At 56.0% G+C, this 18,033-nt stretch carries 13 protein-coding genes, 1 tRNA gene and 1 pseudogene; 10 read left to right on the top strand and 5 right to left on the bottom strand.

Annotated features, from left to right (window positions below):
• Window positions 1-1,449: an IMP dehydrogenase gene (gene guaB, locus ABMC88_RS12795; protein ID WP_349577285.1), complete on the bottom strand. Its 1,449-nt coding sequence runs from the start codon at window positions 1,447-1,449 to the stop codon at window positions 1-3.
• A gap of 127 nt (window positions 1,450-1,576) precedes the next feature.
• On the opposite strand from guaB, the gene speB reads away from it, so the two are divergent.
• The 5 genes from speB to ABMC88_RS12770 all read left to right on the top strand — a co-directional run bounded on the left by speB (window position 1,577) and on the right by ABMC88_RS12770 (window position 6,012).
• Window positions 1,577-2,536 carry an agmatinase gene (gene speB, locus ABMC88_RS12790; protein WP_349577284.1) on the top strand — a complete coding sequence of 320 codons (960 nt, stop codon included), beginning with the start codon at window positions 1,577-1,579 and terminating at the stop codon, window positions 2,534-2,536.
• A 253-nt stretch (window positions 2,537-2,789) separates the two neighbouring features.
• Window positions 2,790-3,188, top strand: a complete 399-nt coding sequence (locus ABMC88_RS12785; RefSeq protein ID WP_349577283.1) for a hypothetical protein — start codon at window positions 2,790-2,792, stop codon at window positions 3,186-3,188.
• Window positions 3,182-3,688: a hypothetical protein gene (locus ABMC88_RS12780; protein ID WP_349577282.1), complete on the top strand. Its 507-nt coding sequence runs from the start codon at window positions 3,182-3,184 to the stop codon at window positions 3,686-3,688. The genes ABMC88_RS12785 and ABMC88_RS12780 overlap by 7 nt, the downstream gene beginning before the upstream one ends.
• Before the next feature lie 93 nt (window positions 3,689-3,781).
• Window positions 3,782-5,824: an ASKHA domain-containing protein gene (locus tag ABMC88_RS12775; RefSeq protein WP_349577281.1), complete on the top strand. Its 2,043-nt coding sequence runs from the start codon at window positions 3,782-3,784 to the stop codon at window positions 5,822-5,824.
• Between the two features lie 114 nt (window positions 5,825-5,938).
• Window positions 5,939-6,012, top strand: a tRNA-Gly gene (locus tag ABMC88_RS12770).
• Window positions 6,013-6,436: 424 nt separating this feature from the next.
• Here ABMC88_RS12770 and ABMC88_RS12765 read toward each other — a convergent pair.
• The 4 genes and pseudogenes from ABMC88_RS12765 to ABMC88_RS12755 form a co-directional block, all read right to left on the bottom strand.
• Complete coding sequence (locus ABMC88_RS12765; RefSeq protein ID WP_349577280.1) at window positions 6,437-6,688, bottom strand: hypothetical protein; 252 nt, start codon at window positions 6,686-6,688, stop codon at window positions 6,437-6,439.
• Window positions 6,685-6,975, bottom strand: coding sequence for a hypothetical protein (locus ABMC88_RS12760; RefSeq protein ID WP_349577279.1), 291 nt, complete (start codon window positions 6,973-6,975; stop codon window positions 6,685-6,687). Before ABMC88_RS12760 ends, ABMC88_RS12765 begins: the two co-directional genes overlap by 4 nt.
• A 439-nt stretch (window positions 6,976-7,414) precedes the next feature.
• A pseudogene (locus ABMC88_RS18545) lies at window positions 7,415-7,768 on the bottom strand (relaxase/mobilization nuclease domain-containing protein); the annotation flags it as partial.
• Between the two features lie 41 nt (window positions 7,769-7,809).
• Complete coding sequence (locus tag ABMC88_RS12755; RefSeq protein ID WP_349577278.1) at window positions 7,810-8,112, bottom strand: hypothetical protein; 303 nt, start codon at window positions 8,110-8,112, stop codon at window positions 7,810-7,812.
• A gap of 451 nt (window positions 8,113-8,563) precedes the next feature.
• Here ABMC88_RS12755 and ABMC88_RS12750 point away from each other — a divergent pair, with 451 nt between their 5' ends.
• From ABMC88_RS12750 to ABMC88_RS12730, 5 genes are all read left to right on the top strand, one after another.
• Window positions 8,564-10,957, top strand: a complete 2,394-nt coding sequence (locus tag ABMC88_RS12750) for a type I restriction-modification system subunit M (RefSeq protein WP_349577277.1) — start codon at window positions 8,564-8,566, stop codon at window positions 10,955-10,957.
• Entirely contained in the window at window positions 10,954-12,279 is a 1,326-nt protein-coding gene (locus ABMC88_RS12745; RefSeq protein ID WP_349577276.1) for a restriction endonuclease subunit S, read from the top strand. The genes ABMC88_RS12750 and ABMC88_RS12745 overlap by 4 nt, the downstream gene beginning before the upstream one ends.
• A gap of 10 nt (window positions 12,280-12,289) precedes the next feature.
• The gene (locus ABMC88_RS12740; RefSeq protein ID WP_349577275.1) at window positions 12,290-15,298 is read left to right on the top strand and encodes a type I restriction endonuclease subunit R; all 3,009 of its coding nucleotides are present in this window, start codon (window positions 12,290-12,292) and stop codon (window positions 15,296-15,298) included.
• 272 nt (window positions 15,299-15,570) lie between these two features.
• Complete coding sequence (locus ABMC88_RS12735) at window positions 15,571-17,106, top strand: AAA family ATPase (RefSeq protein WP_349577274.1); 1,536 nt, start codon at window positions 15,571-15,573, stop codon at window positions 17,104-17,106.
• Window positions 17,106-17,948, top strand: a complete 843-nt coding sequence (locus ABMC88_RS12730; protein WP_349577273.1) for an HNH endonuclease — start codon at window positions 17,106-17,108, stop codon at window positions 17,946-17,948. The genes ABMC88_RS12735 and ABMC88_RS12730 overlap by 1 nt, the downstream gene beginning before the upstream one ends.
• The last annotated feature ends 85 nt before the right edge of the window (window positions 17,949-18,033 follow it).

The raw sequence follows: 18,033 nt of genomic DNA, 5'->3' as shown, positions 1-18,033 counted from the left end.
CTAGCCGATCCGGTAGTTGGGGGATTCGCGCGTGATCTGCACGTCATGCACATGGCTTTCCTTCAGCCCCGCGCCTGTGATCTTCACGAAGCTACAGTTTTTGCGCATCTCGTCCACGGTGGCGCAGCCGGTATAGCCCATGGCCGCCCGCAGCCCGCCCACCATCTGGTGCACAACCGTTGCGGCAGAGCCCTTATAAGCCACCTGCCCCTCGATCCCTTCGGGCACCAGCTTGTCACTGGCCGCGTCTTTCTGGAAATACCTGTCGGCCGAGCCGCTGGCCATTGCGCCAAGCGATCCCATGCCACGATAGCTTTTGAAGCTACGGCCTTGGTAGAGGATGACTTCACCGGGCGACTCGTCGGTGCCCGCAATCATCGAGCCAACCATCGCGCAGGAGGCCCCCGCCGCGATAGCCTTGGCAAAATCGCCCGAGAACTTGATCCCGCCATCGGCAATAACAGGCGTGTCGCCTGCGGCCTTCGCGCAATCCATAATCGCGGTCAGCTGCGGCACCCCCACGCCCGCCACCATCCGCGTGGTACAGATCGAGCCTGGCCCGATACCGACCTTCACCGCATCCGCGCCCGCGCCGATCAGCGCGCGTGTCGCATCGCCCGTGGCCACGTTGCCTGCGACGACCTGCACGTCGTTGCTTAGCTTCTTTGCCCGCTCGACCGCGATGGCAACCCCTTCGGAGTGGCCGTGCGCCGTGTCGATCACGATCATATCCACGCCAGCCTCAACCAGCGCCTGCGAGCGTTCAAACCCTGCATCGCCCGTGGTGGTCGCCGCCGCCACGCGCAAACGGCCGAGGTCGTCCTTGCACGCGGTGGGGTTCAGCACGGCTTGTTCCGTGTCCTTGAGGGTCAAAAGCCCCGTCAGTTTGCCCTGCCCGTCCGTCACCAACAGCTTTTCGATGCGGCGCGCTTTCATCAGGCTGATCGCCTCGTCACGGTCGGCGGGCTCTTGCAGGATGGCAAGGTTGTCCGTGCTCATCATCAGATGCACAGGCGTGTCGTCGGCCGTGGCAAAGCGCATGTCGCGGTTGGTTACAATGCCCACAACGCGGCCCGTGTCATCAACCACGGGGAACCCCGTCACACGGTAGCGTTCTTGCAGCGCCTTGGCATCTGCCAGCGTCTGATTGGCCGTGAGAGTGATCGGGTTATAGACGATCCCGCTCTCGAACCGCTTCACGCGACGGACCTCGCGGGCCTGCTCTTCTGTGGTCAGGTTGCGGTGGATCACGCCCATCCCGCCCGCCTGCGCCATGGCAATCGCCATGCGCGCCTCCGTCACCGTATCCATCGCCGAGCTGAGCAGCGGGATGTTCAACGCAATCGACTTTGTCACGCGCGTGCGGGTATCTGCAGTGGATGGCAGGACCGAGGATGCGGCTGGAACCAGCAACACATCATCAAATGTCAGGGCCTCACGAATCTCCATAAAAACCTCCAAGGGGTATGGCATCAGTTGGCACGGCCATATCTCATGGATTTACCCGATTGGAAAGGTGTTCTCTTGCAATCGGTGCAGCCTTGTCCAAAGCTGCGTGCGAACACAAGGAGGCAGCATGGCGAAACACGGATATGAGGGCGGCAGGCTGGACCTGCCTTTCGTTGGTATTTCAACCTTCGGCAAACGCCCCTATGAGGGCGACTGGGCGAAACTCGACGCCGATGTGGCAATCCTTGGCGCGCCATTTGACGCAGGCACACAGTACCGCAGCGGCGCACGCTTTGGCCCGCGCGGCGTGCGCGAGGCATCGACCCTGTTCAGCTTTGGCCACGCTGGCGCCTACGACCACGAAGACGATACAACCTACCTGCCCGGTGACGTGAACATTGTCGACATGGGCGACGCCGACATCATCCACACCGATACCGAGGCCAGCCACGCCAATATCGAAGCAGGCGTGCGTGCCGCCCTCGACGCCGCCGCCCTGCCCGTGGTGATCGGTGGCGATCATTCGATCAACATCCCCTGCATCCGCGCCTTTGATGACCAAGGCGACATCCACATCCTGCAAATCGACGCGCATCTGGATTTCGTCGATGTCCGCCACGGCGTGCGCCACGGTCACGGCAATCCCATGCGCCGCGCCGCCGAGCATGATTATGTAACTGGCCTTACCCAAGTGGGCATCCGCAACGTCAGCTCCACCGCCAAAGAAGGCTACGCCGACGCCCGCGCCATGGGCAGCGACATCATCAGCGTGCGCCAAGCCCGCAAGATGGGCACCGCAGGCGTCATGTCCCATATCCCCGATGGCGCACGCGTCTATGTCACCCTCGATATCGACGCTTTCTGCCCCTCCATCGCACCGGGCACAGGCACGCCATCGCACGGCGGCTTTCTCTACTACGAAGTGCTGGAACTGCTCAAATCCGTGGCCGAGCGTCACGAGGTCGTCGGCATGGACCTCGTCGAAGTCGCCCCCGACTATGACCCCACAGGCTCCACCCAAATCCTTGCCGCACAAATCCTGCTCAACTTCCTCGGCTTAATCTTTCACGCCCGCCAACAGCTCTAACACGACCGCCTATTTTTTCTGACCCTATATCCTCGGGGGAAATTGGCGCCTTGCGCCAAGGGGGCTGCCCCCCAAACCTCCCTGAAATGACGCAACTGCCCATGATTATGGCGTGTCCACACATCCCACCTTGCCCCTCACCGCAAGATCAACAGGTGTTTCGCAGGCCAAACCCATATTGAAATTTTCGGGTTTTCATTCCCATGCGCTACAGGCAAGGTGCGCGCATAAATTGTCTCAAAAGGTCAGCTCCATGCGTTTTATCCTCTCCTCTCTCGTTTGCGCTCTTGCATTGTCCGCCTGTGGCGGCCCATCCCAAACACCAGAGCAGCGCGCCCAATCCGCAGCCAACAAAGCCGCCACAGCGCAAGCTGTCAAAAACGCAAAAACCGCCAGCGTGAACGGCAAAGCCTTCCGCGTGGCAGAGCGCCGCGACAAAGGCTATGCGCTGGTTGAACTGCAAGGCAGTGCCGCCCCCTATACCGCCCTCGAGGTCGAGCGGGCAGCAGCCTCTGCCACTGGCTGCGGAGCGACGTTTGAGCCCGGCATTCTGGCCTTTGTGGGCGGCGATGTGCGCAAAGCCGATCTGGGCGCGTTGCGCAAGAAAGTCTCGGGCAATTTCAACGGTTGGCGCGTGAACCTCAAATGCTGATGCTGCGGGCACGGCTGGCGGGTGCGGCGCTTTGTGCTGTACTGGCCGGCTGTGCGCCCTCTGCGCAGACGGACGTGCAAACAGCGATTGCCGAAGTGAGCAGCCGCAGCGTGCAAATCCCAGACTACCCCCAAGCGAACCGCACCTATCTGTCGTTCTCTGGCGCGCACGGGTTTCAGGTCACGTATCTGGCCGCGGGCGGTGCATCGCATCTGTGGTATCCCGGCAATCAGCAGGCGCTGAAGGGCGCGTACAAGCGCGACACGATTGGCGGGCGCGACGCAATGTGCTGGCGGTACGGAGCGCAGACCTACAACCCCGTGACCAAGCAAGGCGGCGGGAAATTCGCCTGCCAGTCGATGGAGCTCACGCGAAAAACGGTCGTGGCGCAGCTGCGCGGCGATCCCTTCAGGCTGGCCACCGGCAAACTACCCTACCGCCTTGCCCGCTGCACCGCGCCGCGCGAATTCAGCTTTGACCGCGCCAGGTTTAGCTGTTGATGGCGCGATTGAGCGTTGAGATGACGCAGGCTTGCACGCACCCCGCGCTTTGTCCCATAAGCTGAGGTAATCCATAGCCAAAGGCGCACCCAGATGAGCGACGATCCCCTTGTCATCTTCACCCCCTCCGGCAAACGCGGACGATTCCCCGTGGGCACGCCTGTCCTGACGGCAGCACGCCAACTGGGGGTCGATCTGGATTCCGTCTGTGGGGGGCGCGGCATCTGCTCGAAATGCCAGATCACACCAGGCTACGGCGAGTTCTCCAAACACGGCGTCACGGTCGAGGCCGACGCCCTGTCGGAGTGGAACAAGGTCGAGGCACGCTACGACGAGAAACGCGGGTTGAAACAAGGCCGCCGCTTGGGCTGTCAGGCCACCGTCCTCAAAGACGTCATCATCGACGTGCCCGCGGAATCCCAAGTCCACAAACAGGTCGTGCGCAAACGCGCCGAGGTGCGTGACATCACGCTCAACCCCTCGACCAAGCTTTACTACGTTGTGGTAGAAGAGCCCGACATGCATGACCCTTCCGGCGATCTGGAGCGGTTGCAAAAGGCGCTGCTGGAGCAATGGGAGCTGGACGAGGTCCGCGCCGATCTGCACATCCTGCATGTGATGCAAACGGTCCTGCGCAAAGGCAATTGGAAAGTCACCGTCGCCGTGCATCTGGGCGACGACGAGAACAAGCCGCGCATCATGCACATCTGGCCGGGCTTTTACGATGGCACGATTTACGGCGTGGCCGTCGACCTTGGCTCAACCACCATCGCGGCGCATCTGTGCGACCTGCAAACCGGCGAAGTCGTCACCTCCTCTGGCGTGATGAATCCGCAAATCCGCTTTGGCGAGGATCTGATGAGCCGCGTCAGCTATTCCATGATGAACGCACGCGGGGCCGAGGAGATGACGCTTGCGGTGCGCGAAGGGATGAACGCGCTGTTCACGCAGCTTGCCTCGGAGGCGCAGATCGACAAGCAACTGATCGTGGATGCCGTTTTTGTCTGCAATCCGGTCATGCACCACCTCTTCCTTGGCATTGATCCATTCGAGCTGGGCCAAGCACCCTTTGCCCTTGCCACCTCCAACGCCATGCGCCTGCGGGGGCGCGATCTGGACCTCAACATTCACGAGAGCGCGCGCGTCTATATGCTGCCCTGCATCGCGGGCCATGTGGGCGCGGATGCCGCCGCCGTGGCCCTGTCCGAGCATCCCGATACCTCCGACGATCTGGTGCTGATTGTGGATGTGGGCACCAACGCGGAAATTCTGCTGGGCAACCGCGAAAAGGTCCTCGCCTGCTCCTCGCCCACGGGCCCTGCGTTCGAGGGCGCGCAAATCAGCAGCGGCCAGCGCGCCGCCCCCGGCGCGATTGAGCGGGTCGAGATTGATCCCGTCACCAAATTGCCGCGCTTTCGCGTGATCGGCAGTGACATCTGGTCCGACGAAGAAGGCTTTGATGCGGCGATTGCGCAGACTGGTGTCACAGGCATCTGCGGCTCTGGCATCATCGAGATGGTGGCCGAGATGCGCATGCACGGCATCGTTGACGCGCCGGGCCTGATCGGGACCGCCGAACAGACAGGCAGTGCGGCGGTTTTTGCCGACGGGCGCACCAACAGCTATCTGGTCTATGACGGCACCGATGACGGCGGCCCCAAGATCACCGTAACCAACCGCGACATCCGCGAAATCCAGATGGCCAAGGCAGCACTCTATTCCGGTGCGCGTTTGCTAATGGACAAGTTCGAGGTCGACGCGGTGGACCGTGTCGTGCTGGCCGGTGCCTTTGGCGCGCATATCTCGTCCAAACACGCGATGGTGCTGGGCATGATCCCTGACGCCCCGCTGGACAAAGTCACCTCGGCGGGCAACGCTGCGGGCACGGGGGCGCGCATCGCGCTCTTGAACCGTGAGGCACGCTCCGAGATCGAGGAAACCGTGCGCAACATCCACAAGATCGAAACCGCGATCGAGCCGCGCTTCCAAGAGCATTTCGTGAACGCTTCGGCCATGCCCAACGCGGTCGAGCCCTTCCCGATCCTGAATTCGATTGTCACCCTGCCGACACAGACATTCAACACAGGCGGCGGCGATGGTGGCAGCGGCGGAAGACGGCGACGCACGCGTGGGTAGCGCTGGCCGCTAAGCGGAAGACCCCGCTGCGGGCGCGGTGCAGGATTTGTCACATTCGCCCCGCGCTGCCGTCTTGACCTCACCATCTGTCTGGCTTAGTCACCCCGTAGGCGCGCGGGTATGGTGAAAAGGTATCACGGCAGCTTCCCAAGCTTTAGTTACGAGTTCGATTCTCGTTACCCGCTCCAGCCAAACTCTTCAAAATATTCATATAAATAAATGAGTTACCCACAGCGCTGTGTGAAACCTCCGCACGAAGCGTATTTAAAAAATAGGAAAATTCGGGAACGTCTGGGGCATTTTGGGTGCTAGACCCCCAGACTTTTCCCCAGACCTCACTCAAGGGATAAGAGCCCCCTGGTATCGGCACCTTTCCCTCATAAAATACAACAAAACAACATTTTACTACACCTTCCAGCATTGAAGGGTACTGCAACCTCATCGTTATTGTCAGTCCGTGCCTCTTTATGGGATTGTTCGCGGCTGTTTAGCTCGGGGGCCCCGATTGCGTGCCCCAAATGTCCATATTCAACCCACATGGTACCTTAGCAGGTAGACATGACAGTTATCGCAAAAGCATCGCTACAGCCGCAATCTTTGCCAACGAATTGGTCAAAATGAATCAAAGTCGATTTCTTCAGTACTGCAGTCAGGTGACGGCACATCCCAGTTAAAGTGCTCCTGAAAGCGGCTTGCCAAGGTATACCAACGCCCATCCCATTCCTGCCCAGCAGGATTGATAGTAAGCTGCACAAGGTCAAATTGGCCCTCACGTCCCATGTCGTCCTTCAACAAGATTGAGGAATAGTCCGGACTGAATTTCTGTGTGGCTTTCAGGCCCGCTTCTTTGGCCAGCCTTTTCAATCTGAAAAACCAGATGCCTCGCCCGGCGTCGCCACCTCCGTAAGAATTTTCAGGTAGGCCATCATCTCTGTCAACTGCCCATTGAGGTGTGCCAACTGACGCTCCTGCCGGTCGCCCTTCTCGATGAGGCTCTGGAGGAGATTGAACAGGCGGTCCGCGAAATCGAGGTCCTTCTCCTGTGCTTCCGGATCGAGAAGCGCCAGGATTGGCAGCAGCTTCTGGATATCTTCCCGTGTCAGATCCAGTTTTTCGTGGGTGATTTTGTGGTTTGAGTTCATTTCGGTCATCGTCGCATCCTTCAGTAGATGAAAATTCCGGGAGCGGTATACTCCCGATGTGCTGTCTTACATGCCGCAAGAAGAGCACCGTTCTTGCAAGCCGGAGCCGCGTAGCGAACACCAGCCTTCGCAGGATGTTCTTAGAGGAGAATGCTGGGCCCGCGTCTCGTGGATTGATCCGGCGTCCTGTCTGGAAGTTCTTGGGGATCAAATAGCTGGCATTTTGCGCGCAGATATCAATCTGCCATGGCGACTCAATCCTGCGCAGTCCCCGGTTCAGCATATCGAGAGTTTCGGGACGGAACCGGCCCATCACCGCATTCAGGTCCGTCGCAAATTGAAAAGCAGCGTGGTTCTTTCGCTGCCTTCGCTTTGGTATCGGCATTACAAGGCACATTTCCGGATCAGGCATCCAGTCTGGTTCAGGCAGGCTGAGCCGATGACACAAGTCACGCGCCAGCTTTTTTGTGAAGGCAACGGAGGTCGCAACATCGAGGGAGCGGCCTGTAAAGGTCTGACGAGCCGCAATGATGTGTACATGGTCGCAGTTTGTCTGCTCACCACCCCATACGACCCACGGCACCAAGTCTGGTGGTAGCCCGCTTTCTCTCAAGACATGCCGCACGACCTCATGCCACTGCTCCTCGCTCAGCTGAATTCCAGCCGGCAGCGACAGCGTAAAATGAACCAGCCCATCGCCTTTTGGTTCTTCGAAACGAGCGAAAAACTTGATCAAGGCTTTGGTGTTCGTTTCTAGAATACTGCCGCTCAGCACATGACCGGTCTTGGACGGATAGTACATCAATGGATCGGCCTTTGAAAGAAATGTTGCGTGCCGCCACATCAATCAGACCCTTGGATCAGGGCAGTCATCGCTTCCCGGACATCGCGTGACATCCTCTTAATCTGACGAGGCTTCAACAGGTGGAGGCGCCCGGTGTCTGCACGCATCAGTTGATGGAGCGAATAGGCCATATGTGACAGCTGAATGAACACATCATCAGGTGTGTGCTGACCGTATTCCGCTGCGGCATGGCTGAGAAATTTTGCACGGGTCGCGAAGCCATATTGCTTCATCTTGGCATCGATGGACGCGAATTCTTCGGCGCTTGCGCGATATGTGTAGCGTGTATTGTTATTGCTCATGATCTCACCTTAATTTGTAAAATCAGAATACAAGGCTTGAAGCCGAATTGCTGTTTTTATCAAAATCACCCGTGCTTCGAAATTCTTCAAAAGCGGCGAAAACATATGCGATAAAGGGGTTTCAGTCCGTCGGTGAGGTTTCAAGAAATATGTCGATAGCAAGAATCCGTCGCTTCCGACCGTTTCACACCATATTCTATTTGGCGGATAGAAAATGACGTCACGCTTTAGGTTCTCATGATCAGCAAAACCGAATATCGCCTGAAATCCGCACGACTGCGCCCTTGGACCAGCATCGCCGCGCCCCAAAAACTTGATCGTTTAACAATTAGCATCAAGCAGGCCATGATATCCTACTCCGCCTTGAGCAATCCCAGAACCCCCTCTAAGGTCGTACGAAACAAAATATAGCTTTCATAATAAGCGTATAGCCCTGAGGAATATTCGAGCCGTGAACCAGACCTCCCACAACCGCCTTGTCTCCTTCATCTGGTCCATCGCGGATGACTGCCTGCGGGACGTCTATGTCCGCGGCAAGTACCGTGATGTGATCCTGCCGATGGTGGTCTTACGCCGTCTGGATACATTGCTGGAGCCGACAAAAGACGCGGTGCTGGAGGAGGTCCGCTTTCAACGAGAGGATATGAAATCCACTGAGCTGGATGATGCGCCCCTGATCGATGCCTCGGGGTACGTCTTCTATAACACAAGCAAGTGGACCCTGAAAAAGCTCCAGTCCACCGCGACCAACAACCAGCAGATCATGCTTGGCAATATCGAGGAATACCTCGACGGGTTCTCGGACAACGTGAAAGAGATCGTTCGCCGTTTCAAACTGCTTGAACAGATGCAGCATATGGCGAACAAAGATGTCCTGCTGAACGTGATCGAGAAATTTGTCTCGCCCTACATCAACCTGACGCCGAACGAGATTGAAGACCCAGATGGCAACGCCCTGCCCGCCCTGTCCAACCTTGGCATGGGCTACGTCTTTGAGGAACTGATCCGCAAGTTCAACGAAGAGAACAACGAGGAGGCAGGTGAGCATTTCACCCCGCGCGAGGTAATCCACCTGATGACGCATCTGATGTTCGACCCGATCAAGGACCGCCTGCCCCCGATCATGACCATCTATGATCCCGCCTGCGGCTCGGGCGGTATGCTGACGGAGGCGCAGAATTTCATCAAAGACCCCGACGGCCTGATCGCCGCGTCCGGTGATGTTTACCTCTATGGTAAAGAGATCAACGACGAAACATATGCGATCTGCAAATCCGACATGATGATCAAGGGCAACAACCCCGAGAACATCAAAGTCGGCTCCACGCTGTCCGTTGATGAGTTTTCCGGACAACGTTTTGACTTCATGCTGTCCAACCCGCCTTACGGCAAAAGCTGGTCGTCAGAGCTCAAGTACATCAAGGACGGCAAAGACGTCATCGACAGCCGCTTTCAGGTTGAACTGAGCGATTACTGGGGCAAGACGGAAACCGTCGATGCCACGCCGCGCTCCTCTGATGGGCAGCTGCTGTTCCTGATGGAGATGGTCGGCAAAATGAAATCGACCACGGCCAGCGCCATCGGGTCGCGCATCGCCTCGGTGCATAACGGCTCCAGCCTGTTCACAGGCGACGCGGGCAGCGGGGAGAGCAACATCCGCCGCTATGTGATCGAGAATGACATGCTCGACACCATCATCCAGCTTCCGAATAACCTCTTCTATAACACGGGCATCACCACCTACATCTGGCTACTCAGCAACGCCAAGCCTGAGGCACGCAGGGGCCGTGTCCAACTGATCGACGGGAACCTGCTGTTCCGTAAGCTGCGCAAGAACCTTGGCGACAAGAACTGCGAATTTGCACCTGAGCATATCGAGGCGATTACACAGGCCTACCTGAACTTCTCCCCCGTTGAACGTGAGATTGACCAGAACAACGATCCCGTCGGCATTGCCGTACAGATATTCGAAAATGAGGATTTCGGCTATCACAAGGTCACAATTGAGCGGCCAGACCGCCGCCGTGCGCAGTTCAGTGCGGAGCGCCTTGCGCCTTTGCGCTTTGACAAAGGGCTGCGGAAACCGATGGAATATATCTGGGGTGAATATGGTGACCGTGTTTATGAGAGCGGGGTTCTGAAATCACAGACCAAGGCGATCCTGGCGTGGTGTGAAGAACAGGACATCACCCTGAATGCCAAACAGCGCACCAAGCTGACAGATACCAAGATGTGGACGGCCCTGCGCGACCTGATGAACACGGGGCTTACCCTGATGGAGGATATCGGGACGCAGGAGACGGCAGACTTCAACACCTTCCGCGATGCGGTGACAGCGGTGATCAAGGCGCGCAAGATCAAGGTGTCGGCGACCGAGAAGAACGCGATCCTGAACGCGGTCAGCTGGTATGACGCAAAGGCTGAAAAGGTCAAAGGCAAGACGCATAAATTTAAGGGGGACGCGCTGGACGATCTGACCACCCGTTTGGGATGTGATGCGGGCGATCTGGCTGATTTCGGGTATTACCTGCAAAAAGATGGCAGCTATCTGACCTACGAGAGCAACTCGGACCTGCGCGACAGTGAATCCGTCCCGCTTAAAGACAGCATTCACCGCTATTTCCGTGCCGAGGTGCAGCCGCATGTGAACGAGGCATGGATCAATCTCGAGAGCGTCAAGATCGGCTATGAGATCAGCTTTAACAAATACTTCTATCGGCACAAACCACTGCGTGGGTTGGATGAAGTGACAGAGGATATTCTGAAATTGGAGGAAAAGGCCGACGGATTGATGTCGGATATTCTGGGCGTGAAGATCGAGACCAAGCTGGAGCCCGCAGAATGAGTTTGGCCTCCTTCGCAAAGCATGACAGCTACAAGGATAGTGGCGTCGGATGGATTGGTGACGTTCCCGAGCATTGGGAAATGCGCGCAAATAAGCACCTCTTCCAGCTGGAGAAACGCACAGTCGGGAAACGCTCTTCCGAATTTGATCTTTTGTCACTTACACTTCGTGGTCTGATCAAGCGTGATATGGAAAACCCCGAAGGAAAGTTCCCAGCGGAATTTGACACCTATCAAGAAGTTTTACCTGGCGACTTTGTATTTTGCCTCTTCGATGTGGAAGAGACACCGAGAACCGTTGGTCTATCGTCTTTTGCCGGAATGATTACTGGTGCTTACACGGTGTACCGACCTCTTGGCGGATCAGATCCAAAATTTCTGTATTACTTTTATCTGAATGCGGACACCGATAAGAAAATGCGGGGCCTTTATAAAGGTTTGCGCAACACCATCCCAAAGGATGCATTTGCAACCTTCAAAACGCCTCTACCACCCCTCCGAGAACAAGGCGCCATTGCATCGTTCCTCGACGACAAATGCAAAAAGATTGATGAGGCGGTGCGGATCAAGGAGGCGCAGATAGCGCTTTTGCGCGAGCGGCGGCAGATCCTGATCCAAGAGGCCGTCACCCGCGGCCTCAACCCCGACGCCCCGATGAAAGACAGCGGCATCGACTGGTTCGGCCAAATCCCCGCGCACTGGAAGACACTCAATTTTAGATATTTGATTGATACACTGACTGATTTTACGGCAAACGGTTCCTTCGCGGACCTTGCAAAGAATGTAACCTATTTGGATATTCCTGATTACTCACGCTTGATACGACTTACAGATTTGCGGAGGAGCATGACGAACAAAGGAGTTTTCCTGAGCAAGGCATCGCATTTCTTTCTAAAGAAGTCCGAACTGTTTGGGGGCGAGCTTCTAATGGCAAATGTAGGAGCATACGCTGGGTTCTCTTGCGTAATGCCAAAAACTGAATACCCAGCATCTTTAGGGCCAAACATGCTTTTGATGCGGCTAAAGTGCGAAGCGTCTGTGGACTATATTACGCTGCTCCTAAATTCTCCGGCATACTGGGGCTATCTAAGAACTGCTGCGCAGTCATCAGCTCAACCCAAGCTGAACAAAGAAAATGTCAGGGCCATTCCAATAGTGTTGCCTCCTAAAGATGAGCAGGACACGATCACGGCGTATTTGAAATGCGAATATGAGAGATTTGATGCAGCAATAGCCCTAAAACAAGACCAGATCACCGCGCTCAAAGAATACAAAACCAGCCTGATCAACGCGGCCGTCACCGGCAAAATCAAAGTCACTTAAGGGGTCCGTCATGGTCAGCAACACACGCGAAATCGCATTGGAACAGGCCATTGAACGCCATTTGGCGGGCGCCAGTACCGAAGAACGTAACGCAGGCACCATCCCAACAGGCCCCTACCGCATCGGCAACCCGTCAGACTTTGATGCCGCCCACGCGCTCGACACCGCTCTCTTCTGGGAATTCCTTGAGACAACCCAAGGCAAACAGCTCGAAAAACTGAAAACCCGCAATCCGTCTGATTGGCAGGCCAAAATCCTCGGCCAGTTCGACAAACTGGTAAAACGCCACGGCATCCTCCACATCCTGAAAAAGGGCCTCGCCGTTGATGACGCCGTCCTGACCTGCATGTACCCTGCCCCGCTCGCCAGTTCGGCGCAAAAGGTCCACGACAACTTTGCCGCCAATATCTGGAGCGTGACACGGCAGGTCCGCTATAGCCTCGCCAACCCCGCCGAAGAGGTGGATATGGCGCTGTTCCTCAACGGTCTGCCGCTGGTCACGATCGAGCTGAAGAACGCATGGACCGGCCAGACCGCCCGTTTTCACGGACAAAAGCAATACCGCGACCGCGACGCCACCCAACCCCTGATGCAGTTCGGCCGCGCGCTGGTGCATATGGCGGTGGACACCGACGAGGTGTTCATGGCGACCAAGCTGACCGGTGCCTCCACATGGTTCCTGCCGTTCAACAAGGGCCACAACGAAGGCCAAGGCAATCCGCCCAACCCCGATGGCCATAAGACCGCCTACCTGTGGGAAGAGGTATTCGCCACCACCAGCCTGTCCGGCATCATCCAGCACTTTGTCCTGCTGGAAGGGAAAAAGAACGACCCGCTGGCGAAAAAGACGATGATCTTCCCGCGCTATCAACAGCTCGACGTGGTGCGCAAAGTTCTGGCCCACACCAGCGCACATGGCGTCGGCCACAGTTACCTAATCCAGCACTCCGCAGGGTCGGGCAAGTCAAACTCCATCACATGGGCAGCCTATCAGCTGATCGAGAGTTACCCCGAAACGCTTGATATCCCCGGTGCCAAAGCGCTGGATGCGCCGCTGTTCGACAGCGTGATCGTGGTGACAGACCGCCGCCTGCTGGACAAACAACTGCGCGACAACATCCGCAACTTCTCAGAGGTGAAGAACATCGTCGCCCCTGCCCTGCGATCCTCTGATCTGAAAGCTGCGCTGGAAAACGGTAAGAAGATCATCATCACCACGATCCAGAAGTTCCCGTTCATCATCGAAGGCATTGCCGATCTGAGCGAGAACCGCTTTGCTGTGATCATTGATGAGGCGCACAGCGGTCAAAGCGGTCAGGCCAGCGACACGATGAACCGTGCCATGGGTGGTAACGCTGATGCCGAGACGGAGGATGCACAGGACGCTATCGTTGCCGCGATGCAGTCGCGCAAAATGCGTGGCAACGCCTCCTACTTCGCCTTTACTGCCACACCGAAGAACACGACATTGGAGAAGTTCGGCACAAAGCAGCCAGACGGCAGTTTCCGGCCATTCCACCTCTACAGTATGAAGCAGGCCATCGAAGAAGGCTTTATCCTCAACGTGCTGGCTAATTACACCACGTACAAAAGCTACTACGAAATCCAGAAGTCGATTGAGGACAACCCGCTGTTCGATACGGCAAAGGCCCAGAAAAAGCTGCGCGCCTATGTCGAGCGGAGCCAGCAAACGATCAACACGAAAGCCGAGATCATGCTGGACCACTTTATCCCGCAGGTCGTGACCGCCAAAAAGCTGCGCAGCAAAGGCAAGGGGATGATTGTCACGCAGGATATCGAAATGGCGATCCGGTATTATAATGCTGTGATGGCCCTGCTCGAGAAACGCGGAAACCCCTTCAAAGTAGCGATTGCCTTCTCCGGCGAGAAGAAGGTTGACGGGAACACATACACTGAAACAGAAATGAACGGCTTTCCCGAAGACAAGACCCGCGAGAAATTTGACGACGACGAATACCGTCTGCTGATCGTTGCGAACAAATACCTGACCGGCTTCGATCAACCCAAGCTCTGTGCGATGTACATCGATAAGAAGTTGCAACATGTTCTGGCGGTTCAGGCACTGTCTCGTCTCAATAGATCGTCATCAAAGCTTAACAAGCGCACTGAAGACTTGTTCGTGCTCGATTTTTTCAATTCGGCCGATGATATCAAAACAGCGTTTGACCCGTTCTACACGGTCACCACGCTGTCAGAGGCGACTGACGTAAACATGCTCCACGACCTCTTGGCGCATCTCGATAGCGTAGGTGTCTATGAGGCTGCAGAGATCGAAGCGTTCATCGTGAGATACTTCGCTGGCGAAGACGCACAAGCCCTGAGCCCGTTGATCGACGTTGCCGCTGACCGTTTCAACACCGAGCTTAATCTTGAAGACGAGGATAAAATCGACTTCAAAATCAAGGCTAAGCAGTTCGTCAAAATATACGGTCAGATGGCTTCAATCATGCCATTTGAGGTTCTGGCATGGGAAAAGCTATTCTGGTTCCTGAAATTCCTTGTTCCAAAGCTGAAGATCAAGGACCCAAATGCAGATGCGCTGGACGCCTTGTTGGATGCAGTTGATTTATCGTCCTACGGGCTTGAGCGTACGAAGTTAAACCAGGCAATTGGACTGGATGATGCATTAACTGAACTCGACCCGCAGAACCCAAACCCGCGTGGCTACCGTGAAGGTGAAGTTCAAGAGGACCCACTTGAGGAGATCATACGAAACTTTAATGACCGTTGGTTCCAAGGATGGAGTGCTACCCCTGAGGAAAAGCGGGTAAAGTTCGTGAACATCGTCGAGAGCATAAAAACGCATCCTGATTATGGGACGAAATACAAAGAAAATTTCGATCCCCATACGAAGGAAATTGCGTTCGAAAAGATATTCCAAGAGGTTATGCTCCAACGTCGAAAAGATGAGATGGAACTTTATAGACTCTGGGCGTCAGATCCGTCATTCAAAGCAGCGTTCACAGAAGATGCCAAGCGCGTACTGAAGTCGAATTAATCCATTATCACGCTTGCTTCCGGCCCTCTTTAGACATTCGCTGGATGGGCCATCGCTGTGGTGCAGTCTTCCCGAAGCCGAGATTAGGTGACCTCGCGTGTTCCCAGCAGGTTCTTCGATGTGGTGTCCCAGACTTCTCATGAAGAACAGCCGAACATGCTGGAAACAATGTATTTCATGCTATATGGATTGCGACAAGCAGTGGTGATATCTTCGGCCGTCTATTGCTTTGAACTCATTTGATAGCACCACCGGTAGCATACGAGACAGCGATGAATTTCACAGTCATTTCATATACAGATCGCAGAAAACGTTACAAACGGCTGACGGGTGTATCCGAAGCATTTCTGATACGCGACAACTGGGACGATTATGGGTTAAAGACCAGTTTTGCCCTCGTCTATTTTGACGACGAAGGCGAGCGATATGAGCTCGGTCAGGTTAAAATCATGCTGGCTGGTATGCTGACCGGTTACGTCGCTATCGACGATGAATTCGAAGCCTTGGGACCAGGTTATGGCTCGCTCGGACAGGACCAGAGCTTTTACGAAACCCTGCTTGAATTGAGCGAGCCGGTTCGCGTTGCGATCCTCGGCGCGCTGCGTGACGTAGTGTGGGACGAGGCAATCCGTGCGGAGTTACAGAATGATGATGCCTACGACACGTCGCTCACTCGGTCAGTCGGCGATGCCCGTTTCAACAAGCTTCGATCGATTATCCAAGAGCAGTCCGCTCTTACTGCTTTTAACTTTGTCTACCGATTTCCGAATATTGGAGATAAGGTAGTCGTCCAGGTCGATCCTGACAGTATTCCACCAAGCAATATCCACGTCGTAATTGGACGTAACGGCGTCGGCAAAACTACTCTGCTGACGTCGATCAGTGCGCTGCTTCGCAATGGGAAGGACAAACGCCTTGGGGCATTGAAGTTCGAAGAGAACCCAGACGCAGCGCCCAAGGATCAATTTGCAAATTTGATCACCGTAGCGTTCAGCGCATTTGATAATTTTGATCCGCCGCCTCGATCGGCGAGCGGGAAATTGCGTAGCCGTAAGGCCGGAACGCGGAGCGGCATCGACTACACCTATGTTGGATTAAAAAAGCGCCTTCGAGTCGGCGACGAACGTGCAACGGGCAATAAAAGTGAAGCTGACCTCCAGAAGGACTTTGTCGAAAGCACGCTCCAATGTCTTCGCAGTGCCAGTCGCCCGAGATGGCAGGAAGCAATGCGTATTCTAGAGGCTGACCCGCTGTTTGCTGGGTTGGGCCTATCGCTTCTCGCCGATCTGGATGCCGAGACAGTCGAGAACCGAGCTGGGGAGATCTTTGATACCGCGAGTTCAGGGCACAAGGTTGTCCTGTTAACACTGACGCGGCTTGCCGAACTTGTCAGCGAACGCACGCTGGTCCTTATTGATGAACCTGAAGCTCATCTGCATCCTCCGCTGGTCATGGCGCTGGTCCGCGCCATCTCAAATCTGCTCGCGCAGCGGAACGGCGTTGCGATCCTTGCAACCCACTCGCCGGTGGTCGTACAGGAAGTGCCGGCAAGCTGCGTCACGCTCCTGTTCCGGGCGGGGGATGAAGTGCGGGCCGAGCGTCCAGAGATCGAGACCTTTGCTGAAAACCTTGGCACGCTAACCCGCGAAATTTTTAGGGTGGAAGTGACCGAGAGCGGCCATCATGCGGTGATTACCGACGTGGCGCAAACCGCTGAAACTTTCGACGATCTCTTGGAGACGTTTAGCGATCAGATCGGTGCTGAAGGCCGAGCATTGGCGCGTGCGATACTGCGAGCCGCCAACTGATGCTTGCAGTTGACCGACCAGACGAGGACGCTGGCGCCGTCTTTGGTGCCTGCGCGACACGCACGCGGGATGTCAATTTGAGGGCGGCTCTATTGGACCAGCGTCCGTATGTCGAGGCTCGCACGGCCTTGTATCTCGAGCACGCCAACCTTGGTATGCTGGTCGACCTCGCACCCGAAGAACCAGTCGACATAGATCCAGCGGAACTGAGTGGCCTCTACGGTCGTGTCTTGGTGAAGGGCGGCGAAAGACCACTTTATCTAAGGCTCAGAGGAGGATCACGTTTCAACCGCTGCCCCACGTGCGGCCAACGTGACGTGAAAACACTCGATCATTATCTGCCAAAGGATCAGTATCCTGAGCTTTCCGTGTTTCCGGCGAACCTCGTTCCATCCTGCTTCGAGTGCAATCACGCGAAGCTGACCTATCGCGCTGAGGAACGAGCCGAAGAGCTTTTTCATCCTTATTATGATGACTGGAGCGGTTTTAGACTGCTAAGCGCCACAATCGACGTCGGTGCGGGCGTGAACACCAGCTTTGCAATCAGAAGCCCTAACGGCGTCGAAATTGAAACGATCGAGCGCGCTCGGCATCATTTCTCACAACTTGGGCTCGCCGCGCTATATGAGCAGCATGCTGCGATCGAACTTGTTGAGCGGAAGCCTATCTTCCAGTCGATCTTCGCATCTGACGGCTTAGAGGGCTTGCGTGACGAACTCGCCTTCGAAGCCCGCAGCCGGCGTAGAGCAAACATCAATAGCTGGCAATCCACACTATACCGAGCGCTTTCGCGTAGTGGCGAGTTCTGCGCTGGTGGTTTCGAACAGATTGAAGATCCCTAAGCACTTCCTTATGTGTGTTTTAATTCCGGTATATTCCTTTCCCGCACCAGACTTTGGCGATACGCGCCGCGAACGACAGTTTCCC

Origin of the sequence: Sulfitobacter aquimarinus (assembly GCF_040149565.1) — a bacterium.
GTDB lineage: Bacteria > Pseudomonadota > Alphaproteobacteria > Rhodobacterales > Rhodobacteraceae > Sulfitobacter > Sulfitobacter aquimarinus.
The sequence above is the reverse complement of the archived record's forward strand: the minus strand, read 5'-3'. Positions and strand labels throughout refer to the sequence as shown.